Source organism: Paenarthrobacter sp. E2MeOHC11, assembly GCF_058744955.1.
In genome coordinates, this window is record NZ_CP196673.1 from 1,596,031 (window position 1) to 1,616,879 (window position 20,849).

Sequence of the window (20,849 nt, forward strand, 5' to 3'; positions counted from 1 at the left end):
CTGCTCAGTTGGGGCTGTGGTGGGTCTCGGGCTACAAAGTCATCGGCACTTTCCTGTCAACTAACGGCGGTCAGGGCGTCGTCGTAAATCGCCAGTGCCTGGCGCACTTCTTCGGGGGTCACGACGGCGGGAGGCACCACGTGCACGCGGTTGTCGGCGATGAAGGGCAACAGTCCGCGGTTGAGCAGTTCCGCTTTGAGCTTGCCCATGAACCCTGCAGTAACGGGCGTGCGGGTTTCGCGGTCTTCGACGAGTTCGAGGGCCCAGAACACGCCGCGTCCGCGCACTTCACCGATGACACCGTGCTTGGCAGCGAGGACCTTCAGGCCGGGCTCCAAGTGGTCGGCGCCGATGCGTGCGGCGTTCCCGATGATGTTCTCTTCTTCGAACGCCTCAATCGAGGCCACGATGGAGGCAGCGGCAAGTGGGTGGCCGGAGTAGGTGAGGCCTCCGGGGAAGACCCTTTCGTCGAAGGTGGCCGAGATTTCTTCGGAGATGATGACGCCGCCCACCGGCACGTAGCCCGAGTTGACTCCTTTGGCGAAGGTGATGAGATCGGGCTTGACGTTGAAGGCGTCCAGGGCGAACCAGTCGCCGGTGCGGCCGAAGCCGGCCATGACCTCGTCCAGGATCAGGACGATTCCGTGCTGATCGCAGAGTGCGCGGACGCCTTCCAGGTAGCCGGGCGGCGGGAGCAGGATGCCGGCGGTGCCGGGAACGGTTTCGAGGAGCACAGCGGCCACTGATTGCGGCCCTTCGAGTTCGATGGTGCGGCGCAGGTGCTGCAGGGCGCGCTCCGCTTCCTGTTCCGGGGTTTCGGCCCAGAACTCGGAGCGATAAAGGTACGGCCCAAAGACGTGGACGTGTCCGCGGGAGTATTCGTTGGGGATGCGGCGCCAGTCACCGGTGGCCACGATGGCTGCACCGGTGTTGCCGTGGTACGAGCGGTAACGGGAGATGACTTTGTCCCGCCCGGTGTGCAGGCGGGCCATGCGGATGGCGTTCTCGTTGGCGTCAGCGCCGCCGTTGGTGAAGAACACCTTGTCCATATTCGACGGCGCGTGGGACAGGACCTTCCGGGCTGCCAGGGCGCGGGTGTGGTTGGCATGCGAGGGTGCAACCGTGGTGAGGGTGTCCAGCTGCTGTTTGATGGCCTCGATCAGGCGCGGGTGCTGGTGGCCGATGTTGGTGTTGACCAGCTGGCTGGAGAAGTCCAGGTACGTCCTGCCTTCGTGGTCCCAGACCGTGCTGCCGGAACCACCGGCGATAGCCAGGGGCTTCAAGGACTTCTGTGCTGACCACGAGTGGAAGACATTGGCCGTGTCCAAGGCAGCAACCTCGGCATTTGACGTGGAAACTGCCAGGGCGGTCCGGGTGGGAGACATTGGAGGGTCCTCTCGAAAGGGCGGGGGCTTCCCTTTCATCATGAGCTTTTGGGAGGAGATGTATCTCTCGACATTTGTATAGTTAGCGGGGTGTGGAACTACGTTTTTCCAAGGAGCGCTTGAGCATGCCGCCAACTATCAACACGATCCTCCACAAGGGCTCGCTGAACCTGAGGCTGGTGACCCCGGAGGCCGCAGATCCTGCGGCGGATGCTTCGGTGTCCTGGGTCCATAGTTCGGACCTTGACGACCCCACCCCGTTCCTCGACGCCGGGCAACTGCTCCTGACGGATGGAACGCAATTTCCTGTCGGCGATGCCCCTGTTTCCCTTTACAGCGATTACGTGGAGCGGTTGGTCAAACACGGGATCAGCGGTCTCGGTTTTGCCACTCAAGTGATCCACGGTGCACTGCCGGCAGGGCTGGTTGAGGCATGCCGGACCCAAGGGTTGCCCTTGCTCGAGGTCCCCGACAGGACTCCCTTCATCGCTGTCATACGGTTCGTTGCGGACTGGTTGGCGAGGGAACAGAACGCGCGGTCTGAGTGGTCGCTCCAAGCCCAACGGGCCATCGCGCGGGCCGCCCTTCGTCCCGACGGACTGCGATCCATATTGGCCGAACTCGAACGGCAACTGCATGGCTGGGTAGCCCTGTTCGACGCCGCAGGAAACCACATCCTGATGCCCAACAACCGTCCCGTGCCCTCTGCCCTGATGCCTGGAGTGGAAGAAGCCGTGCGGAAATCCCTCGACCAAGGATCGCGTTCTGTGTCGCAACTGACGGTCGACGGCGAGCAGATCACCCTGCAGACGCTGGGCCGCAGGCACCATTTGCGCGGAGTCTTGGTCCTGGGCGCCATCGAACCCCTGGACCCGGCCCGCACGGACATCATCAACAGCGTGATTGCTTTGGCAAGCCTTGCACTGGAGCAGACGCGAAACCTGGATACGGCACGCCGCCACCTGCGTGCAGGCGTTTTCGAGCAATTGCTGGCGGGAAGCACGGATGTTGCTGAGCGCACGGCCCGGCAGGTCTGGGGCCGGCTGCCTGCGAACCCCTTGGTGGTGACCTTGGCGCAGCCTCCCGGGCAGGGACAGAACCTCTTGGAAGCGCTGGAGTTGTTGTCGGACGACCACCGCGGTGCCGTCTTCTACGCCCAGCGGAACGAGAACATCGTGGTGCTGGCCGGGCCAGCCCTCCAGCAAAAGGTCACTGTCCTCCTGGAAAGGTACGGCGCAACCGCGGGCTCTTCCGGGGAAACGGACTTCGGCCACCTCGACAAGGCATTGAAGGAAGCCGGGCGATCATTGCAACGGGCATCGGAACTCTCCCGCCCGCTGGTGGCCTTCGATGAGATTTCGCAAGGCGGGATGCTGGGCCTGCTGCACCGGGAAGAGGCTGGGTCAGTTGCTCGGCGCCTGATTGAGCCGTTGGCCAAGCATGATGAATCGGAGCAGACCCAACTGTTGCCGACGGTCACTGCGTGGCTGGCGAACAACTGCGCCTGGGACCGGACAGCACGGCAGTTGGGGGTTCACCGGCACACTCTCAGGAACCGCATCGATGCTGCGGGCACCGTCCTGGGACTCAACCTCGACAGCCTGCGCGACAGGCTGGAACTGTTCGCCGCCGTCGAGTTCCTGGAAGAGCGTTAGCCCAAACCGGGCGAAAGGTGAGAGGGCGTCCATCAGGTCAGACGCGCTCTCACCTCCCGGCCACAAAATACGGACGCGCTCTCACCCTTCGTTAGTTTTGCGGGAAGCCCAGGTTGATGCCGCCGTGGCTGGGGTCGAGCCAACGTGACGTGATGGCCTTCTCGCGGGTGAAGAACTGGAAGCCCTGCAGGCCGTAGGCCTTGGAGCTGCCGAAGATGGAGTCCTTGAAGCCGCCGAAGGAGTAGTAGGCCACGGGCACGGGGATCGGCACGTTGATGCCCACCATGCCCACCTCGACCTCGGTCTGGAAGCGGCGGGCGGCGCCGCCGTCGTTCGTGAAGATCGCCGTGCCGTTGCCGAAGGCGCCGGAGTTGATCAGGTGCAGGCCCTCTTCGTAGCTCTTCACGCGGATCACGGCCAGCACGGGGCCGAAGATTTCCTCGGTGTACACCCGGGAGGTGACCGGGACGTCGTCGATGAGCGTCGGGCCAAGCCAGAAACCGTTCTGGTCCCCGTCCACCTCGATGCCGCGGCCGTCCACCACGACCTTGGCGCCGTCCTCGATGGCGACGTCAATGTAGGACGCCACCTTGTCGCGGTGCTGGCGGGTGACAAGCGGGCCCATATCGCAGTTGCGTCGGCCATCGCCGATCTTCAGGGTGGACATGCGGTCGGTGATCTTCCCGATCAGCGCGTCGGCGACCGGTTCGACGGCGACCACCACGCTGATGGCCATGCAGCGTTCACCGGCGGAACCGAAGCCGGCGTTGATGGCGGCGTCGGCAGTCAACTCGAGGTCGGCGTCGGGCAGGACCAGCATGTGGTTCTTCGCCCCGCCCAGCGCCTGGACGCGCTTGCCGTTGCGGGCAGCGGTCTCGTAGATGTACTGGGCAATCGGGGTGGAACCGACAAAGGAAATCGCTTTGACGTCCGGGTGCTCCAGAAGCCCATCCACTGCTTCCTTGTCGCCGTGCAGCACATTGAAGACACCATCAGGAAGCCCGGCCTCGGTGAACAGGGCAGCGAGCCAGTTGGCCGCCGTCGGGTCCTTTTCGCTCGGCTTCAACACCACGGTGTTGCCGGCGGCGATGGCGATCGGCAGGAACCACAGCGGCACCATGGCCGGGAAGTTGAACGGGCTGATGATCCCCACAACGCCCAGCGGGGCCTTGGTGGAGTAAACGTCGACGCCGGTGGAGACATTTTCTGAATGCTCACCCTTGATGAGGTGCGGGAAGCCGGTGGCCAGTTCCACGACTTCCTGGCCGCGGGTGATTTCACCGAGGGCGTCGGAGACCACCTTGCCGTGCTCGGAGGTGATGATGCCGGCGAGTTCGCCCTTGCGCTCATTCAGCAGCTCCCGGAAGCGGAAGATGATTTGCTGTCGCTTGGTGATGGACATATCGCGCCAGGCCGGGAATGCCTTGTGGGCCGAAGAGATGGCCGACTCGATGTCTTCCGCGTTCCCGAGGTTGACCAGCTTGGTTTCCCGGCCGAGGGCCGGATCGAAGACAGGGGCCGTGCGATCCCCGGCCGACGGCGACTCGGCGCCACCGATCCAGTGCGGGACGACGTGGAGTTGGTTGATTTCAGTCACTGCATTCTCATTTCTGACGGCGGATCGATGTGCGAAGCATCTGGTTCCACCGTAGGGAAGGGACCTGCAGGAAGAGGCACTACATTCAGCGAAAAGCTGTTTGCTGAATAGACAAATGTACAGACCGCAGGGCCGGATACTACGGCGCGTCCGTGGATCCGGCAGGCCCCATCCGCCACGGTGACAACCTCGGCGACGCCGATCCGTGGACGGACACCTGGTTCTACGCGAACCCTGTGTTCATCGACGTCACCGGATAATCCCCAACTCCTCGAGCTGCGCGGACATCCCGGCACCGTCCGGGGCGTAGATCCACGGGACGCCAGGAGTGGGCTGGCCCCCGGACTTGGAACGGCCACCGGCGAGTACGGCTTCGCCGGCCGAGAGTTGGCGGATCGCGATTGCCCTGACGTTTTCGGGATGCTGCTGGGCGAATTCGGAATAGATGGCTTCGTCATGTTGCCCGTCGTCGCCCACCAGCAGCCATTTGACGTGCGGGAACTCTTCGGCGAGGCGCTCCAGGGAGTTCCTCTTGTGCTCCTGGCCGCTGCGGAACCAGCGGTCAGGGGTGGGGCCCCAGTCGGTCAGGAGCTTGGGGCCCGCAGGATACAAATTGCGCGACAGGAACCGTGACAGCGTGGGTGCCACGTTCCATGCTCCCGTGGACAGGTACAACACGGGAGCTGAGGGGGCTGTCCGGGCAATCCGTTCGTACAGCACGGCCATCCCGGGGGTGGGCGTCCTCGCGTGCTCGTTAAGGACGAACGTGTTCCAGGCGGCCAGGAACGGACGGGGCAGGGCAGTGACCATGACGGTGTCGTCGATGTCGGATACGACGCCGAAGTCTGCGTCGTCCGCGACAATCCGTACGGGCGCCTCCACTACCCGGGACTCACCGGACTGCAGTGTGATGGCGTGCCACCCGGCGTCGAGGGCTACCGGGATCCGAGCATCCACCACTCCGCCGCGGTCTGCGACGACGTCATGAACGGTGCCGTCGATAGCGACTTTCACTGCGGCGTTGGCCACGGGGGCACTCGTGAAGTTTCGCCAGCCGCGCATGCTTTCCTGCAACGGCTTGGCGTGGCCCGCAGCGTCCCGGGGATCGCTCCGTACAACCCGGGCGAGAACCCGGACCCAGGACGTGGAACCGTAGCCCGTATAGGGAATTACTGTCTCTACCCGGCCACGCCGGATGGCAATGCGGGTCTGGAAACCCAGCCACGCGTCGTCGAGCCTCATGGCGAGGTGGCGACGTGCGTTGGCCGCCGGTTTGGGCCCGTCGCTTTCAACGGCGTCGGACTGGGGGCGCGGTTTCATGGGACGGGGAGACATGCGTCCAGTCTTCCACGGCATGCCCCCTAACGCAGCCGGAGCAGCGGGTGCGATGACCAGACCCGAAACCAGCGCGTCCGAACCATTGACATCGGTGGAGTGATAAAGGATCCGCCGCGCGTTGACGTAGCGCAGGTCACGACTTATGATTTGTGAATCGATTCAAGATGTAACCTTCCTCACGCTGAATGAGCACCGCATTGTTCAGTCTTGGATGGGAAGAGCTCTTGTTCCTTGCCAACGACGACATAGGAGTTCAGCCGCAATGAGCGTCATGCACGGGAGGGATCTCCCCTCCACCCAGAGCGAAGCCACCGGCCACAAGGATCCCAGGAAAGCCGCGATGAGCGGCTGGATCGGAAGTGCGCTGGAGTACTACGACTTCGCCCTGTACTCACTGGCAGCGACCCTGCTTTTCCCCACTATCTTCTTCCCCACCGAGAATCCCACCGTCGGCATTATCGCCTCGCTGGCCACCTACGCGGTGGGCTATGTTTCCCGCCCGCTCGGTGCCGTCGTCCTGGGTGCCTACGGTGACCGGCACGGCCGCAAAAAGGTGCTCGTGTTCGCGATGCTCCTCATGGGCTTCGCCACCTTTGCCGTGGGGCTCCTGCCCACCTACGGCCAAGTGGGACTTCTTGCGCCCGTCCTCCTGGTAATCCTCCGCCTGGTCCAGGGTTTCGCGGTCGCCGGCGAACTGGGCGGCGCCAGCGCGATGATCGTGGAGCACTCCCCCGATTCCAAGCGCGGCTTCTTTGCCAGCTTCAGCCTGCAAGGCACGCAGGTGGGCTCCATCCTCGCCACAGCCGTCCTGATTCCACTCGCCGCCCTCCTCCCGGAAGAACAGTTCCACTCATGGGGCTGGCGCCTGCCCTTCCTGCTCAGCGCAGTCGTGATCATCGCCGGGTACGTCATCCGCCGCCGAGTACAGGAGCCGCCCGCCTACCTGGCACAGTCCGAGGACGCCACCGCCAAGCGCAGGTTCCCCTTGGTCGACCTCCTGCGCACCCACCCCTGGGTCCTGGTCCGGTGCATCCTCATGACCTTCACCAACGTCATCGGCATGGCCACCCTCATCTTCGGCGTCTCCTTCGCCACCCAGAAGGGCTACGGCATCGGCTTCTCCAGCAGCGAGTTCCTTTGGGTCACCATGGCTGCCAACGTGGCCGCGGTAGCCACCATCCCGTTGTTCGGCGCCCTGTCCGACCGGATCGGCCGGCGTGCCCTCATGGTGGCCGGTGGAATCTCCGGCGGACTGCTGACCGTGGGGTACCTCTGGGCGATCGAACAGCGAAGCCTGCCGTTGGTGTTCATCTGCGTTGTGATCGTGCAAGGCATCCTCTTCCAGATGTGGAACGCCACCTTTGCCACCTTCTTCCAGGAGCAGTTCCCCATGCGGATGCGGGTGACGGGCTTCGCGGTCTCACAAAACATCGGCCTCATGATCGCGTCGTTCTTCCCGAGCCTTTTCACAGCGATCGCTCCCCCGGGATCAGCGAACATCCCCATGGTCATCGGCCTGACCACACTGGGAATCTGCCTTGTCTCGGCGGTAGCCACCCTGCTGTCTTCGGACACCAAGGGCAAATCCCTGGAGGACCTCGAGGTCCGCTAGATCGTCAAGGAGCCCAAGGCCTCAGGAAGCCTGCGTCGCGCGCCTCCTGAGCCACGCGGCACGCACCTGATCGCGGATGGTGCGCTGGCTGCGACGGCTGACCAGGATCACTGATGCGACGCCCGTGGCGAGGACGATCGCTCCGCCAGCGGCCACCGCCCATCGAGCACCAAACTCCGTGCCGATCCAGCCCATCAGGGGAGCACCAATCGCCGTTCCCCCTTGCAGGATGGCAAGGTACAGGGCGAGGACCCGTCCCCGGAACTGTGGTTCCACGGACAACTGGATAGTGGTGTTACAGCTGTTGAGGAACGTAATGGAGGCGAGGCCAACGGGGATGAGGACGGCCGCATAGATCCAAAACGTGGGCGAGATGCTGGCCAGGAGGGTGAAGGCCCCCAGGGTCAAGGCACCCCCCAGCATGAAGCGCAGACGGGGACCGGACCGTCGGGCAGCCAGCAGGGCGCCTGCGAGTGTTCCCACGGCCATGATGGAGCCGAGGAGTCCAAATTCTTCAGGACCCATGCCGAATTCGGTGGTGGCCATCAGGGAGTTCGTGACAGCGAAGTTCATGCCGAAGGCACCCAGGAGCCCCACCATGACGAGGATGAGGACCAGGTCCGGACGCTGACGCACGTAGCGCCGGCCCTCCGCCACTTGGTGCTTGCCGCGAACCACCGGGACGCTCGGCTCGAGCTGGGAGATCTTGACGCGGAAGAGCGAAATGATGACCGCCACAAAGCTCGCGGCGTTCAGGAGGAAGACGGGCCCCGTACCGATCCACGCGATGAGCACGCCGGCAATGGCCGGGCCGGTCAGCCGGGCGCTGTTGAACGACGCGGAATTGAGGGCCACGGCATTGGAGATCTTGTCCGGTCCTACAAGTTCGGAAACGAACGCCTGCCGGGCCGGGCCGTCGATCGCTGCAGCAAGTCCGAGCGCAAGGGCAGCGAGGTAGACATGCCACAATTGCGCCCAGCCCATGACCACCAGCAGGCCAACGATCAGCCCACAGACCCCCATCGCGGCCTGGGTCCACAGCAGGATCACGCGCTTGCGGTACCGGTCGGCAAGTACGCCGGCGTAGGGGCCCAGCAGCAGCATGGGGAGGAACTGAAGTGCCGTAGTGATGCCAACGGCCGTACCGGAGTGGTTGGTGAGGACAGTCAGGACCAGCCAGTCCTGGGCTACTCGCTGCATCCAGGTGCCGACGTTGGAGACCAGCGCACCGCCCGCCCAGACCCGGTAGTTGGGGTTCTCCAAGGCCCGGAACATGGCACTCACTTGGCGCTCATTTCCTGCATGATGTGCGCGGCGCGGCTAAGCGTCAGTCGGTCCTCCTCGCTAAGTCCTGCGACTCGCTGGGCCAGCCAGGCAGTCCGCTGGCTGCGTGCCTCCGCCAGGACTTCCTGGCCTGCGGGAGTGATGCTGATGTGGACTTGCCGCCCGTCTCCGGGGTGCGGCTGCCGGGCAGCGAAACCCTGGTCCGTCAAGGCGTTCACAATCCGGGTCATCGACGGGGCCTGGACGTGCTCGCGTTCGGCCAATTCGCGGAGTGTCTGCGAACCGGCGTTGAGGTGGGCGAGCACTGTGTACTGGCCGGGGGTAATGACATCGCCCGTGGCTTCGATCCGGAGCCTGCGCGAAGTGCGCATCACGGCGGTACGAAGATCGATGGCCAGGATATCCGCCCGAATGCCGTCGGATTCCTGGGCTGTGGCTTGGGTTTTAGTTGCTGTGCTGGTTTTAGTTGCTGGCTTGCTTGCCGTCACTGGGAGGCGCCTCCTGAGGTGCGATAATAGTTAGCAATGCTAATTAGCTCCGCTAACCATTATGCTCCCCTTCACCTCCAGCTGTCGAACGGTTCGCCTTGGCTAACGCTTCGCGACCGTGTCCTGCGTCGATGTCCGCAGTCGGTACAAGGACGTGGTGGCGGTGATGTACAGGTCGCGGCCATCGGCTCCGCCAAAGCAAAGGTTGGAGACTCTTTCCGGAACGTCGACGGCGGCCAGCAACCCGCCGTCGGGCGAATACACGCGGACCGATGACCCAGCTGACGTCCACACCCTACCGTCGACATCAACGCGGAATCCGTCCGATGCCGCGTCATCTTCAAGCTCAACAAACGTCCGGCCTTCCCCGCAAACGCCGCCCTCAACGGGATAAACAGCGATCCGGAAAGGCACCCCGAGTCCCGGACCCGCCGTGTCAGCGACGTACAGCAGCGACTCGTCCGGAGAGAACGCCAGGCCATTGGGGTGAACAAGGTCCGTCACCACCGGCGTCAGCTCTTCCGTTCCCGCGTCGAAGCGGAAGACGTAGCAACCACCGTATTCCTGCTCGCCCTCGTGGCCTTCGACGGTCCCGGGCAGGATTCCGTACGGCGGATCCGTAAACCAGACTGTGCCATCGCCGGCCACCACGACGTCGTTGGGCGAATTGAGCCGATGCCCGCCGAACGAATCGACGATTCCCGTCACCACGCCGTCGTGATCCCGCTCAACGCGCCTGCGGCCATGGCTGCACTGCACCACGCTGCCGTCGCGGTCGAGGGTACGCCCGTTGGTGTATTCGACGGCGGTGGCATACTCACGCGTCCGACCAGTGGCGGGCATGAACTCGAGAATCCGGTTGTTGGGGATGTCGCTCCAGCGAACCGTCTGCGACGCAGGAACCCAGGCTGGCCCCTCCGCCCACACAGTGCCTTCGAAGAGCTTCTCCAGGGTGCCCGTGATCAGATTCTCCATGACTTGAGACTAGTCGTTGGCAGGTTCCGGGCTGGCCTTCCCGGCCGGTTCCGTCCTGCTGACCTTGCCCTCCGACGGCATCGCCAGAACTGCCACGACCGTGAGGATGGCACTGACAAGCACAGCCATGAAGACGGCAGCGGATGCGTGAACTGTGGTTTGAGGATCGGGGCCGCCGCTTGGACCGTTGGCATAAATGGCGTTGGCCACCGCCCCGAACACGGCTACACCGATGGAGCTGCCGATGGAACGCGCAAAGAGGTTGGTCCCGGTGACGACGCCGCGCTCATTCCATTCGACACTGGTCTGGGCGGCAATGAGGCTTGGAGTTGCCACCAGGCCCAACCCGAGTCCAACGATGAAACAGGCAACCGCCACCAGCAGAACGCTGGGCGACGAGGCGGTGAGGGCCAGGACGGCGGTGCCAACCACCGTGATCACGATGCCAATGATGGCCGTCCGCTTGAACCCGATCCGGAGGTAGAACCGGCCGGCTTGGGAAGCGCTGATGGGCCAGCCCAGCGTCAATGCTGCCAACGCAAGGCCAGCCAGGAGCGGTGACGTGGACAGTGCGCCTTCCAGGAAGGTGGGCACGTAGGAGGTGAGCCCCAGCATCACCGCGCCGACCCCGAAAGCGACCATCGCCGTCGTCGCCAGCAGCCTGCGCGAGACGACCCAGGGCGGCAGGACCGGCTCCGACGCCTTCCGCTCCACCAGGAGGAACGCGATCAGCACCACGGCTCCCCCGGCAAATACAGTGATGCTGATGGGTGAGTTCCACGGCCAGGCCTGGCCCCCTTGGAGCGCCCCCAGGATGAGCAGGCTCAGGGAGATCGTCAGCAGTCCGGCTCCCAGGTAGTCGATGCGGTGCTTGGTACGCTCCACGTTCTCGTGGAAAGTACGGATCAGCATCCAACCCGCCAGGAGGCATAGCGGGATGTTGATGAGGAAGATCCCACGCCAGATTTCCAGCGATGCGAACACGCCACCCAGTGTTGGCCCCACCACGGAAGAAACGGCCCACACGCTCGCCAGGTAGCCCTGCACCTTCGCCCGCTCAGCAAGCGTGTAGATGTCGCCCGCAATGGTGATGGCTACCGGCTGCACGGCTCCCGCACCGAGCCCTTGAAGCACGCGGAATGCGATGAGCGCCGGCATGCTCCACGCCACTCCGCAGAGAATCGATCCGAGCAGGAAAAGGCCGATGCCAAGGAGGATGACCGGTTTGCGGCCCAGGACATCCGAGAGTTTGGCGTAGACAGGGACGGACACCGCCTGAGCCAACAGGTATGCGGAAAAGAGCCACGGGAATGAGGAGAACCCGCCGATGTCATCAACGATCGATGGCACCGCCGTGGCAACAATTGTGGCATCGATCGCCACCAGGCCCGTGGAGAGCATCAAAGCAATCAGAATGGGTCCACGACGGGATCGGAACCCGATTCCGTCATCGGTCACTGTGGTCATCTGCCCGTCCAATCGTGCTCGTCCAATCCTGCTCGTGGAGCCGCTCAAATCCGTCAAGGAGGAGGTCGAGGGCAAACTCGAACTCGAACTGGTCATCGCAACCGGACCCTACAACGGACTCATCCTCATGTGCTGCCGCCAAGGCAATCCGAAAGAGATTCGGGTAGCTCTCGGCCATCTGCCTCGCCATGGCGGTCCGGACCTCGGCCGGCATGCTTTGCTGCCCGCCGGCATCCCGCCCCGCCGAGTCGTCGAAGACCTCTTGGGTGAACCCCCACATCCGGCTGCCCAAGGCGTGCATGACGTGGTGCGTGAGATCCACGGATAACCCTCCCCCAAGGAACATTCCCACAAAGCCGTCCATGTATCCGAGTACGGCCGGCGTGGTGGTGGTGCGGGTCTCAATCACAGGGCGGGCCCAGGGGTGCCGCAGGAGTGCCCGCCTGGCCGAAAGCACCCGCAGCCGGACCGCAGACTTCCACGGCGCCTCCGGAACGGGCGGGTCGATTTCGCTGACGAGGGTGTCCACCATGCCGTCCAGGAGTTCTTCCTTGTTGGCGACGTGCTTGTACAGCGCCATCGGAACAACGCCGAGTTCCTGCGCGAGCCGACGCATGCTCAGTGACTCAATTCCCACCTCGTCGGCAAGCGCGACGGCGGCTTCCAGCACGCGGTCGCGGTTCAGGGGTACGCGTCGGGCTGCTTCCGCCAGCTGGGTCATATGACATGCCTTCCGAAAAGTACCGCAAGGACCGGAGTCCGGGGGGGTTGACAGGTGTACAGCGTACACCTAGCCTTTCCATCATGAAGGTGTACGCCGTACACCTTCCAGGACGCCGGTCACCAAAGAGCGCAAGGCAGAGCCATGACAGCACGAACCACCACATCCACCCGCGGCAACCACCAGGCAAAGTGGGCGGTGCCCGCGGCCTTGATCGCACTCAGCCTCATCCCGGTCATTGCCGGTGCCGCCCGCCTCTCTGAATTGACGGGCGGCGCACCCACTCCGCAAAACGCCAGGTTCTTCGGTTCGCCCATCCCGGTGATAACCCACATCGTCACCGTGACGGTTTACAGCTTGCTCGGGGCTTTCCAGTTCATCCCTTCGCTTCGGCGCGGCAAGCGGTCATGGCACCGGATGGCCGGACGCATCCTTGTGCCGGCCGGCTTGCTCGCTGCCCTGTCCGGCTTATGGATGTCCATGTTCTACGACCTCCCCGAAGGCGACGGCGAGGCGCTTCTGGTCCTTCGGCTGATCTTTGGTTCGGCCATGGTCGCGAGCATCATCCTGGGACTCTTTGCGATTCGACGCCGGGACTACGCCACCCACGGCGCATGGATGACGCGGGCCTACGCAATCGCCCTGGGGGCCGGAACGCAAGCCCTGGTCATCCTGTCGTGGATACTGGTTGCCGGCCCCACCAACGAGACAACACGGGCAATCCTCATGGGTGCCTCCTGGGTCATCAACCTTGCGGTGGCCGAGTACGTCATCCGCAGGCGCGCCAGAAGGCCCGGCCACGCCTCCCGCACGGCGGGCCGGGCCGTTAAACCGGAAACGACGACGGCGGGCCACCTGTCGGTTCCATAAGGAACCAAGGTGACCCGCCGCCGTCGTCAGCGTTCAATGAACGGCGAAGTCCGGAAGACCTTAGTCGTTGATCAGGTCGTGAACAACGATGGTCTGGTCGCGGTCCGGGCCGACGCCGATGGCCGAGAAGCGCGTTCCGGAGAGCTTTTCGAGGGCCAGCACGTAGTTGCGGGCGTTCTCCGGGAGGTCCTCCAGGGTGCGCGCACCGGTGATGTCCTCGGTCCAACCGTCGAAGTACTCGAAGATCGGGACAGCGTGGTGGAACTCGGTCTGCGTCATGGGCATCTCATCGTGGCGGACACCGTCGACGTCGTAGGCGACGCAGACAGGGATCTGCTCGATGCCCGTGAGGACGTCCAGCTTGGTGACGAAGTAGTCCGTGAAGCCGTTGACGCGGGAAGCGTGGCGTGCCAGGACGGCGTCGTACCAACCGCAGCGGCGGGGACGGCCGGTGTTCACACCGAACTCGCCACCGGTCTTCTGCAGGTAAACACCCATCTCATCGAACAGTTCCGTGGGGAACGGCCCGGCGCCAACACGCGTGGTGTACGCCTTGATGATGCCGATGGAGCGCGAGATGCGGGTAGGGCCAATGCCCGAACCAACGGAGGCGCCGCCTGCAGTCGGGTTGGACGAGGTGACGAACGGGTAGGTGCCGTGGTCGACGTCCAGGAACGTGGCCTGGCCACCTTCCATGAGGACGACCTTGCCCTCATCCAGTGCGTTGTTGAGCTCGAGGGTGCTGTCGATGACCAACGGGCGCAGGCGCTCGGCGAAGGACAGGAAGTACTCCACGATCTCGTCAGCAATGATGTCGCGGCGGTTGTACACCTTGACCAGGAGTTCGTTCTTCTGGCGCAGCGAACCTTCCACCTTCTGGCGGAGGATGGACTCGTCAAAGACGTCCTGGACGCGGATGCCGAGGCGGGCCACCTTGTCCATGTAGGCCGGACCGATGCCGCGGCCGGTGGTGCCAATGGCGCGGCTGCCGAGGAAGCGCTCGGTGACCTTGTCCAGCACCTGGTGGTACGGGGCAACCAGGTGGGCGTTGGCCGAGACTCGCAGGCGGGAAGTATCCGCGCCACGGGCTTCGAGGCCATCGATTTCCTGGAACAGGGCCTCGAGGTTCACCACGCAGCCGTTGCCAATAATAGGAATTGCGTTGGGGCTCAGGATGCCCGCGGGAAGGAGCTTCAGCTCATACTTCTCACCGCCAACAACCACGGTGTGCCCGGCGTTGTTACCGCCATTGGGCTTGACCACGTAGTCAACGCGGCCACCGAGCAGATCGGTTGCTTTGCCTTTGCCTTCGTCGCCCCACTGGGCTCCGACGATCACGATAGCGGGCATGGGATCCTCCCCCATTCTTTCGGGCGAGACACTGGCCGGATGACCAGAACTCGACGCCGTACATGAGAATGCCCCGACGTTACCGGTGCAGCCTGCCGCGAGCGGCGACCTACGCAAGAGTTTCGGGGCTCTTACCAGCCAAGTTTAGCCGATGACACCGCTTTCTCTGGTGTCAAGGTGTCTTGGAAGGCGGCAGGGTGAAGTTTTCTTCAGTGAAACCTGGGACGGGCCATCTCTAAGCGGCCGGCAGGTTCCGGCAGTTGCCGCCCAGTCCAAGGATGAGTCCCGCATTCGTGGCCACTGAGGCCGGCTGGGAGGTCCACCCGTACCGCTTTACCACAATGGCGAGTTGGAGTTCCGTGCCAAGGCCCAGCAGACCGCCCAACAAATTGGTGGCAACGTCCGTGGTGTATCCGCCTGCCGCTGTCCCGGTAGTGTTCCCAGCCAACGAGTAGCCGGTCAGTGGCGCCAGAAGGGACCCCAGGCCACTGGTGGAAGCCTGCATTTCTGCATCCGCCAGTGCGTAGCCTGCTGGTGGTTTCCAGTACACCCGCACATAGGCGCCCAGACCGGCGATCCCGTTGTTGTACACACATGGACCGTTGAGTGTTGGAGCCGGGATGGTCACCGTGCCGAAGCTCCCCGCCGAGTACTGATCGCGTTGCCATGCCGCTTCCGTGACGGCCGGCGGGTTCACCGCGGAAAACACGACGGCGAGGGGCAACGCCACCGTCAGTCCAACCCGCGCCCGCCTGAACATATTCACCCGGCAGCACCCCGCAAACGGGCCAGTCCAAACCCTGCCGCGACCGCCCCGAAACCGAGGAGCGCAAACCCTCCCAGGCGAAAACCGGTGTCTGCCAGGATTCCCGACGACGGCCCGGCCGGGTTTCCGGGGAAGCCCGGCCCACCCGTGTCGTCCCCTGACCCGTGGACGCCCACCACGATCTGCGTACGGCTCCCCTGCACCTCACGGGGCACGTCCTCGGCCAACGTTGCTGTCAGGAGGACATAGGCGTTGGTCGATTCGGCACTGCCGGGTTCCATGAGGTCCACCTGCACACCCCCGGCAGCGTCCAGCGATGTCCGCCCCAACAAGACACGCTGGCCTTCCGCGCAGGAGCTTCCCTCCCAGGGTTGCGAGCAAGCCTTGAGCTCCACGCTCAGGAAATCCCGCAGCACCTCCGTTGACGCCGGCTCGGATTGCAGCCCGACGTCGAGGGATGTGGCAGGTTCGCCGCGAACATGGACATCCACCGCCCAATCCGCACTGCCGCCCGGGGTGAGCCGATGCACTTGGCCGGCTGGACCGGCGTCGAGCTCCAACCAACCCGAAGCCTCCCCATCGGCGGCAACCGCGGGTGCGGCACCCAGCAGCAGCGCTGCCGCAACGGCTGCCGTCCACAACCCACTACGCCGCCACATGCTGCCCGCTCCTGCGCCGGCTCGGATTCCTTGGCCACAGGACCCAGGTCACCAGCCCGGAGACAGCAATAGTTGTGGCGCCAAGAACCACCGGATTGGCGGCCGCGGACAGTGGCTGGGCGAGCCCCGGCACGGACCAGAGGACCAGCCGGACCTTCTCCACCACATAGGGTGCCGGATCCGCTTCGGTGTTGGCATCACCCTTCATGGTGATGGTTCGCGCAGATCCGTCCGCAGGCTCCACTGTTTGGACCCTGTGCGTGATGGGCAGCTTCCCCGGCCTGTCCACGGTCACGACGTCGCCTGCGTTGATCCCGCTGGCAGGGATCTCACGGACCACGGCGAGCGAACCCGCCGGGATACCGGGCGACATCGACCCCGTCTTGAACATGATCAGCGTGATGTTGAACAGCAGTGCGCAGATCACCGCCAGGATGCACACAGCCCCGCCTGCGGCCGCGATGTTCAACAGGACTTCCCGCAGCCGGCTGCGGAACGGGCGGCGGCTCATGAGCTTGAGGTGGCAGTAAATTGCCAGGTTGCGGTGGCGGTCTGGCCTTGCAGGGCATTGTTTGCGCCAAGGGGAAGGGTGACCTCGAAGCAGAACTGCGTCGGAGCCCCGGGAAGCGTCGCTGTTGCGGCGGCCAGGGGATTTACGACGCCGGCCGCCTGCCCTTGCGTGAACGGTTTGGCTCCGTCGCTGCCCACCACGAACGTCGGCGTCCCGGTAAACGACGACGCGTCGCAGGTGGCCGACCGGACCACGCGGTATCGGAGCGCCGCCCCAAGGTCCGCGTTTCCGGTACCGCTGCTGGTCACCACCGGAACCCCGAGGACCACCTCGCCGGCTACCGAGGTGGCTTTGGTCCGGATGGCGAACGGTGCATAGGCCACAGTGCCAGGGCTCATCGCAGTAGCGGCGAACACCAGCGTGCCGCCCGGAGACACGTCATTGGTATTCCATGCGCCTGCGGCGCTGTACGGCTTGGTGACATTGGATTCCGTTTGGAAAACGCTCGCCCCGAAGGAGCCACCGGCAAAGTCGCTGTCAGTCCAGGACGCCAGGGTCACTGAGCTGCCGAGCCCCAGCACCAACGCCCCGGCGAGGATCGCACGGATGCGCAGGGCAACCGCACCGTGCTTGGTCTTGGCTTGTCGACGACCCATGGATCACTGCGATTGCGCGGCGAATTCCCAGGTGGTGGTCCCGGTTTGGGACTGGACGAGGTCATCGTCGGCCGTGATCCGGAAGCACAGGTTCACTGCATCGCCCGGATTGGTGCCCGCTCCCTGCGTCAGCGCAAAGGTGACACTGCCCGGCGTCGTCCCCAGTACTTGTCCGGCTGCCACCAACGTGGTGTCCACCGGTTCGGCGCACCCAAAATCCGTCGATTGCGTGAGGGAATACGTGAGACCGGTCAGTGCACCCGTTGATGCTTCAGTTGAGACGGTGACGGTGGCGTCGTTGGTGGTGGCATCATCCAGCCTGACCGCGAAGGGTGCCGTGACCACGTCCCCGGGTGAAAGGTTGGACGGCGTGGCAGTGAAGCCAAGCGTTGCCGGTGTCGCAACCGGGTTCTCTCCGAACGCCGTGCCGTCCGTGCTGCCCTCAAGGTTGAACGAACCAGCGGTGAAGGTGCCTTGGGCAAATTCGGAGTCGTTCCACGCTGCCAAGGTAATCGCAGCGCCTACTCCGAGTACCAGCCCACCGGCCAGGAAAGCGCGGACCTTGGGTGCCTTGCTGTGACGCTGCCTTGTTTCCGGTGAAGCTACTTCATGTGCAACCATTGTTCCCCCGAGATGAGTGTTGGCGCGTGACGGGTCGCCAAATGGCTCCCCTTCCAACCCATCTTCTACTCGGGTGGACAGCAGCGGCGCCGACCGGCACTTAAGGGTTAATCACTCACCGGCCACGAACTGCAGCGCAGCTTCGGCGAACGCGGGCCACTCTTCGTTGCAGGAAAAAGGTACTTCAACCCAGTCCTTGAACGGGCGCTTCATTCCTGACGGATCAAACAACACCGCACCCGGCAGATCAAGCGCACGGGCGTGCTCCGCGGTGTCCCGGCCGAGTTTGAAGACCACCTTGTCGCCGTTCAAGCAGGCCAACGCCTTCTTGTTCAGCATGAGCGAACTGGCCCCGAACATCTTTCCCATGACGACGCCGGCCGCGGCAAGTTCTGCGCCCAGGCCCTCGAAAGCGGAAAGGGCGGCAGCGGACGGTTCTTGTTTCTCCATATGCCGCATCATGCACGACCCCGCGGGCCGTCGTCGAGACTTGACCGCCGCCGTCGAGATACCCGACACGTTTCCGGGCAACACGCCGCGTCGCATTTCGGGGCGCGCCGGAGCGGGCCCCGTTAACCCCCATAGTCCGGTAAGGTTAGTTAGCCCCCAACAGCACCCTTTGAGGTTCGGCTGCGGCATGCCCGCGGCCCCTTGGAATGGTGCGCTGTAACACCTAGGAGACCTAACCCCTGATGCAAGAACTGGCGACTGAATCACCCGAAGAAATCCTCTGGAACCGCCGCTACGAACCGCACATCGCCGAGGTCAACGAGCTGTGCGACTCCATCAAGGAGCAGAAGCCGGGCAGCGAGGTCCTTTACATCGACCCCGCCCACAGCATGGATGACTGCCGCATCGTCAGCCTTTTCTCCAATCAGCGCACCAACACCGGCGAGGGCTTCATCACCCCTGGTGACGACGAAGCCGCCACCCGCATGCTCGGCATGCAGTGGCAGCTTGGCCTCCGCCCCGAGCTCATGATTCCGTGGAACGCGTACCCGTGGATCGAACCCACCGAAGAACCGGGCAAGCTCACGCCGGCCAACATCACCGAAGGCCTCAAGCCTTTGCTGCGCCTCCTCCAGCTCCTCCCGCGCACCTCCGCACTGGTGGCGCACGGCAATGAGGCCCACCGCCTCGCCGACCAGCTCATGAAGGCTGCTCCGGCCAGCATCGCCCGCCGCGGCTTCAAGACCTTCAAGGTCCGCTCGCTCGGTGGCCGCTCCTTCGCCGGAACTCCGGCACGCCAGCAGGAATACCTGGATGCCATCCACGGCGCCTACGCCGAGGCCATGGCACGCACGGGCATCCCCCGCAAGGCCTAGCCGTACCCAGCAAGCACACGACGGCGGCCCTCACCTTTTGGTGAGGGCCGCCGTCGTTCATTGCTTTGATGCCTTAGCGGGCTTCGAGCGCTGCCTTGGCCTTGGGGTCCGAGTCGTTCAGGAACTTCTCGATCCGCTCCGGCTCTTCAGCCTCGCCGATAGCGGAGGCCGCACGGCCCAGCGCGTAGAGCGCACGCAGGAAGCCCTGGTTGGGCTCGTGCTCCCACGGGATGGGTCCGACGCCGCGCCACCCGTTGCGGCGCAGGGAATCCAGGCCGCGGTGGTAGCCGACACGAGCGTAGGCGTAGGACTCGATGGTCCGGCCTTCGGCCCAGGCTTCCTCCGCGAGGATGGCCCACAGCAGGGACGACGTGGGGTTCTTCTCCACGAGGTCCAGTGCTTCCTTGCCGAGAGCCAGGTGCTGGTAGATCTCGGTTTCGGCGGGCAGGAGCGTGGGCTCCGGCCCCATCAGGTTCTTCCGGAATTCGTCCGACATTAGAAGGTCTTGCCCACCGATCCGAGCTGCTGGGCGGCTTCGACGATGCGCGCGGCCATGCCGGCTTCGGCCGAAGCACCCCAGACGCGGGGATCGTAGGTCTTCTTGTTGCCCATTTCGCCGTCGATCTTCAGCACGCCGTCGTAGTTGGCGAGCATGTGCCCGGCCACCGGACGGGTGAACGCGTACTGGGTGTCAGTGTCGATGTTCATCTTGATGACACCGTAGGAAACAGCGTCAGCGATTTCCTGCTCCGTGGAGCCCGAACCGCCGTGGAACACCAGGTCAAACGGGTTTTCCTTGCCGATCTTCGCGCCAACCTCGGCCTGGATCTGCTTAAGCAGTTCCGGGCGGAGCTTCACGTTGCCCGGCTTGTACACACCGTGCACGTTGCCGAAGGTCAGCGCGGTGAGGTAGCGGCCGTTTTCGCCGGCACCCAGTGCCTCGATCGTGGCCAGCGCGTCCTCGGTGGTGGTGTAAAGCTTCTCGTTGATTTCGTTCTCAACACCGTCTTCCTCGCCACCAACAGTGCCGATTTCAACCTCGAGGATGATCTTCGCAGCAGCGGCACGCTCCAGCAGTTCACGGCCGATGCGCAGGTTCTCCGACAGGGTCTCGTGCGAGCCGTCCCACATGTGCGAGTTGAAGATCGGGTCCTTGCCGGCCTTGACGGCTTCCTCGGACGCGGCCAGCAACGGCAGGACGAAGTCCGCCAGCTTGTCCTGCGGGCAGTGGTCCGTGTGCAGGGCGATGTTGACGTTGTAGTTCTTGGCAACTTCGCGGGCGAACGCGGCGAAGCCCAGGGAACCGGCCACCATGTCCTTGACCGAAGCGCCGGACCAGTAGGCTGCGCCACCGGTGGAAACCTGGATGATGCCGTCGGATTCGGCCTCGGCGAAACCGCGGATCGCAGCGTTCAGAGTCTGCGACGACGTCACGTTGACCGCGGGGAAAGCGAATCCGCCAGCCTTCGCACGGTCGATCATCTCGGAGTAAATCTCTGGGGTTGCAATGGGCATGGTGACTCCTATGCTGAATTCGTCTGTGGGTTGGTAACCCTGGAGTAGACCGCT

The 20,849-nt window shown here is 64.1% G+C and carries 21 protein-coding genes; 4 read left to right on the top strand and 17 right to left on the bottom strand.

What is annotated here, in order from left to right:
• Positions 1-56: 56 nt before the first annotated feature.
• Entirely contained in the window at positions 57-1,385 is a 1,329-nt protein-coding gene (locus tag ACSSVG_RS07285) for an aspartate aminotransferase family protein (RefSeq protein WP_253466100.1), read from the bottom strand.
• A gap of 125 nt (positions 1,386-1,510) precedes the next feature.
• Here ACSSVG_RS07285 and ACSSVG_RS07290 point away from each other — a divergent pair, with 125 nt between their 5' ends.
• Positions 1,511-3,040 (top strand): PucR family transcriptional regulator, encoded by a 1,530-nt coding sequence (locus tag ACSSVG_RS07290; protein WP_492418155.1) that lies wholly within the window; start codon positions 1,511-1,513, stop codon positions 3,038-3,040.
• Positions 3,041-3,131: 91 nt separating this feature from the next.
• On the opposite strand, the gene ACSSVG_RS07295 is transcribed toward ACSSVG_RS07290, so the two are convergent.
• Positions 3,132-4,637, bottom strand: coding sequence for a CoA-acylating methylmalonate-semialdehyde dehydrogenase (locus tag ACSSVG_RS07295; RefSeq protein ID WP_231340308.1), 1,506 nt, complete (start codon positions 4,635-4,637; stop codon positions 3,132-3,134).
• 249 nt (positions 4,638-4,886) lie between these two features.
• On the bottom strand, positions 4,887-5,972 hold the full coding sequence (locus tag ACSSVG_RS07300) for an App1 family protein phosphatidate phosphatase (protein WP_492418156.1): 1,086 nt from the start codon (positions 5,970-5,972) through the stop codon (positions 4,887-4,889).
• Between the two features lie 265 nt (positions 5,973-6,237).
• Here ACSSVG_RS07300 and ACSSVG_RS07305 point away from each other — a divergent pair, with 265 nt between their 5' ends.
• Positions 6,238-7,587 carry an MFS transporter gene (locus ACSSVG_RS07305; protein WP_231340306.1) on the top strand — a complete coding sequence of 450 codons (1,350 nt, stop codon included), beginning with the start codon at positions 6,238-6,240 and terminating at the stop codon, positions 7,585-7,587.
• A gap of 21 nt (positions 7,588-7,608) precedes the next feature.
• Here the strand turns inward: ACSSVG_RS07305 and ACSSVG_RS07310 are convergent, their stop codons facing one another.
• The 5 genes from ACSSVG_RS07310 to ACSSVG_RS07330 form a co-directional block, all read right to left on the bottom strand.
• Positions 7,609-8,871 (bottom strand): MFS transporter, encoded by a 1,263-nt coding sequence (locus tag ACSSVG_RS07310; protein WP_492418157.1) that lies wholly within the window; start codon positions 8,869-8,871, stop codon positions 7,609-7,611.
• Positions 8,868-9,242, bottom strand: a complete 375-nt coding sequence (locus tag ACSSVG_RS07315) for a MarR family transcriptional regulator (protein ID WP_231340348.1) — start codon at positions 9,240-9,242, stop codon at positions 8,868-8,870. The genes ACSSVG_RS07310 and ACSSVG_RS07315 overlap by 4 nt, the downstream gene beginning before the upstream one ends.
• Before the next feature lie 219 nt (positions 9,243-9,461).
• Positions 9,462-10,334 (bottom strand): SMP-30/gluconolactonase/LRE family protein, encoded by an 873-nt coding sequence (locus ACSSVG_RS07320; protein ID WP_492418158.1) that lies wholly within the window; start codon positions 10,332-10,334, stop codon positions 9,462-9,464.
• 9 nt (positions 10,335-10,343) lie between these two features.
• Positions 10,344-11,801: an MFS transporter gene (locus ACSSVG_RS07325; protein WP_492418159.1), complete on the bottom strand. Its 1,458-nt coding sequence runs from the start codon at positions 11,799-11,801 to the stop codon at positions 10,344-10,346.
• Positions 11,782-12,522, bottom strand: coding sequence for a TetR/AcrR family transcriptional regulator C-terminal domain-containing protein (locus ACSSVG_RS07330; RefSeq protein WP_492418160.1), 741 nt, complete (start codon positions 12,520-12,522; stop codon positions 11,782-11,784). Before ACSSVG_RS07330 ends, ACSSVG_RS07325 begins: the two co-directional genes overlap by 20 nt.
• A gap of 144 nt (positions 12,523-12,666) precedes the next feature.
• Here ACSSVG_RS07330 and ACSSVG_RS07335 point away from each other — a divergent pair, with 144 nt between their 5' ends.
• The gene (locus ACSSVG_RS07335) at positions 12,667-13,392 is read left to right on the top strand and encodes a DUF2306 domain-containing protein (RefSeq protein WP_492418161.1); all 726 of its coding nucleotides are present in this window, start codon (positions 12,667-12,669) and stop codon (positions 13,390-13,392) included.
• Between the two features lie 60 nt (positions 13,393-13,452).
• Here ACSSVG_RS07335 and ACSSVG_RS07340 read toward each other — a convergent pair whose 3' ends face one another.
• The 7 genes from ACSSVG_RS07340 to ACSSVG_RS07370 all read right to left on the bottom strand — a co-directional run bounded on the left by ACSSVG_RS07340 (position 13,453) and on the right by ACSSVG_RS07370 (position 18,405).
• Complete coding sequence (locus ACSSVG_RS07340) at positions 13,453-14,742, bottom strand: adenylosuccinate synthase (protein WP_011773318.1); 1,290 nt, start codon at positions 14,740-14,742, stop codon at positions 13,453-13,455.
• Positions 14,743-14,977: 235 nt separating this feature from the next.
• Positions 14,978-15,472: a hypothetical protein gene (locus tag ACSSVG_RS07345; protein WP_492418162.1), complete on the bottom strand. Its 495-nt coding sequence runs from the start codon at positions 15,470-15,472 to the stop codon at positions 14,978-14,980.
• 32 nt (positions 15,473-15,504) lie between these two features.
• Positions 15,505-16,167 carry a hypothetical protein gene (locus ACSSVG_RS07350; protein ID WP_492418163.1) on the bottom strand — a complete coding sequence of 221 codons (663 nt, stop codon included), beginning with the start codon at positions 16,165-16,167 and terminating at the stop codon, positions 15,505-15,507.
• The gene (locus tag ACSSVG_RS07355; RefSeq protein WP_231340298.1) at positions 16,154-16,678 is read right to left on the bottom strand and encodes a signal peptidase I; all 525 of its coding nucleotides are present in this window, start codon (positions 16,676-16,678) and stop codon (positions 16,154-16,156) included. Before ACSSVG_RS07355 ends, ACSSVG_RS07350 begins: the two co-directional genes overlap by 14 nt.
• Positions 16,675-17,334, bottom strand: a complete 660-nt coding sequence (locus ACSSVG_RS07360) for a SipW-dependent-type signal peptide-containing protein (protein WP_231340297.1) — start codon at positions 17,332-17,334, stop codon at positions 16,675-16,677. Before ACSSVG_RS07360 ends, ACSSVG_RS07355 begins: the two co-directional genes overlap by 4 nt.
• Positions 17,335-17,337: 3 nt before the next feature.
• A complete protein-coding gene (locus ACSSVG_RS07365) occupies positions 17,338-17,955 on the bottom strand; it encodes a SipW-dependent-type signal peptide-containing protein (protein ID WP_231340296.1) in 618 nt (205 codons plus the stop codon).
• A 111-nt stretch (positions 17,956-18,066) separates the two neighbouring features.
• Positions 18,067-18,405, bottom strand: a complete 339-nt coding sequence (locus tag ACSSVG_RS07370; RefSeq protein WP_253466073.1) for a hypothetical protein — start codon at positions 18,403-18,405, stop codon at positions 18,067-18,069.
• Positions 18,406-18,647: 242 nt separating this feature from the next.
• On the opposite strand from ACSSVG_RS07370, the gene ACSSVG_RS07375 reads away from it, so the two are divergent.
• The gene (locus ACSSVG_RS07375; protein WP_231340294.1) at positions 18,648-19,280 is read left to right on the top strand and encodes a uracil-DNA glycosylase family protein; all 633 of its coding nucleotides are present in this window, start codon (positions 18,648-18,650) and stop codon (positions 19,278-19,280) included.
• 73 nt (positions 19,281-19,353) lie between these two features.
• On the opposite strand, the gene ACSSVG_RS07380 is transcribed toward ACSSVG_RS07375, so the two are convergent.
• The gene (locus ACSSVG_RS07380; RefSeq protein ID WP_159705111.1) at positions 19,354-19,776 is read right to left on the bottom strand and encodes a DUF3151 domain-containing protein; all 423 of its coding nucleotides are present in this window, start codon (positions 19,774-19,776) and stop codon (positions 19,354-19,356) included.
• Positions 19,776-20,795 carry a class II fructose-bisphosphate aldolase gene (gene fbaA, locus ACSSVG_RS07385; RefSeq protein WP_024819363.1) on the bottom strand — a complete coding sequence of 340 codons (1,020 nt, stop codon included), beginning with the start codon at positions 20,793-20,795 and terminating at the stop codon, positions 19,776-19,778. Before fbaA ends, ACSSVG_RS07380 begins: the two co-directional genes overlap by 1 nt.
• Between the last annotated feature and the right edge of the window lie 54 nt (positions 20,796-20,849).

Coding starts and splice junctions, on each gene's coding strand:
- ACSSVG_RS07350 (WP_492418163.1), bottom strand. CDS start 16,167: ATGTGGCGGCGTAGTGGGTTGTGGACGGCAGCCGTTGCGGCAGCGCTG.
- ACSSVG_RS07300 (WP_492418156.1), bottom strand. CDS start 5,972: ATGTCTCCCCGTCCCATGAAACCGCGCCCCCAGTCCGACGCCGTTGAA.
- ACSSVG_RS07335 (WP_492418161.1), top strand. CDS start 12,667: ATGACAGCACGAACCACCACATCCACCCGCGGCAACCACCAGGCAAAG.
- ACSSVG_RS07380 (WP_159705111.1), bottom strand. CDS start 19,776: ATGTCGGACGAATTCCGGAAGAACCTGATGGGGCCGGAGCCCACGCTC.
- ACSSVG_RS07305 (WP_231340306.1), top strand. CDS start 6,238: ATGAGCGTCATGCACGGGAGGGATCTCCCCTCCACCCAGAGCGAAGCC.
- ACSSVG_RS07370 (WP_253466073.1), bottom strand. CDS start 18,405: ATGGAGAAACAAGAACCGTCCGCTGCCGCCCTTTCCGCTTTCGAGGGC.
- ACSSVG_RS07325 (WP_492418159.1), bottom strand. CDS start 11,801: ATGACCACAGTGACCGATGACGGAATCGGGTTCCGATCCCGTCGTGGA.
- ACSSVG_RS07315 (WP_231340348.1), bottom strand. CDS start 9,242: ATGCGCACTTCGCGCAGGCTCCGGATCGAAGCCACGGGCGATGTCATT.
- ACSSVG_RS07375 (WP_231340294.1), top strand. CDS start 18,648: ATGCAAGAACTGGCGACTGAATCACCCGAAGAAATCCTCTGGAACCGC.
- ACSSVG_RS07330 (WP_492418160.1), bottom strand. CDS start 12,522: ATGACCCAGCTGGCGGAAGCAGCCCGACGCGTACCCCTGAACCGCGAC.
- ACSSVG_RS07320 (WP_492418158.1), bottom strand. CDS start 10,334: ATGGAGAATCTGATCACGGGCACCCTGGAGAAGCTCTTCGAAGGCACT.
- fbaA (WP_024819363.1), bottom strand. CDS start 20,795: ATGCCCATTGCAACCCCAGAGATTTACTCCGAGATGATCGACCGTGCG.
- ACSSVG_RS07285 (WP_253466100.1), bottom strand. CDS start 1,385: ATGTCTCCCACCCGGACCGCCCTGGCAGTTTCCACGTCAAATGCCGAG.
- ACSSVG_RS07290 (WP_492418155.1), top strand. CDS start 1,511: ATGCCGCCAACTATCAACACGATCCTCCACAAGGGCTCGCTGAACCTG.
- ACSSVG_RS07365 (WP_231340296.1), bottom strand. CDS start 17,955: ATGGTTGCACATGAAGTAGCTTCACCGGAAACAAGGCAGCGTCACAGC.
- ACSSVG_RS07360 (WP_231340297.1), bottom strand. CDS start 17,334: ATGGGTCGTCGACAAGCCAAGACCAAGCACGGTGCGGTTGCCCTGCGC.
- ACSSVG_RS07340 (WP_011773318.1), bottom strand. CDS start 14,742: ATGCCCGCTATCGTGATCGTCGGAGCCCAGTGGGGCGACGAAGGCAAA.
- ACSSVG_RS07355 (WP_231340298.1), bottom strand. CDS start 16,678: ATGAGCCGCCGCCCGTTCCGCAGCCGGCTGCGGGAAGTCCTGTTGAAC.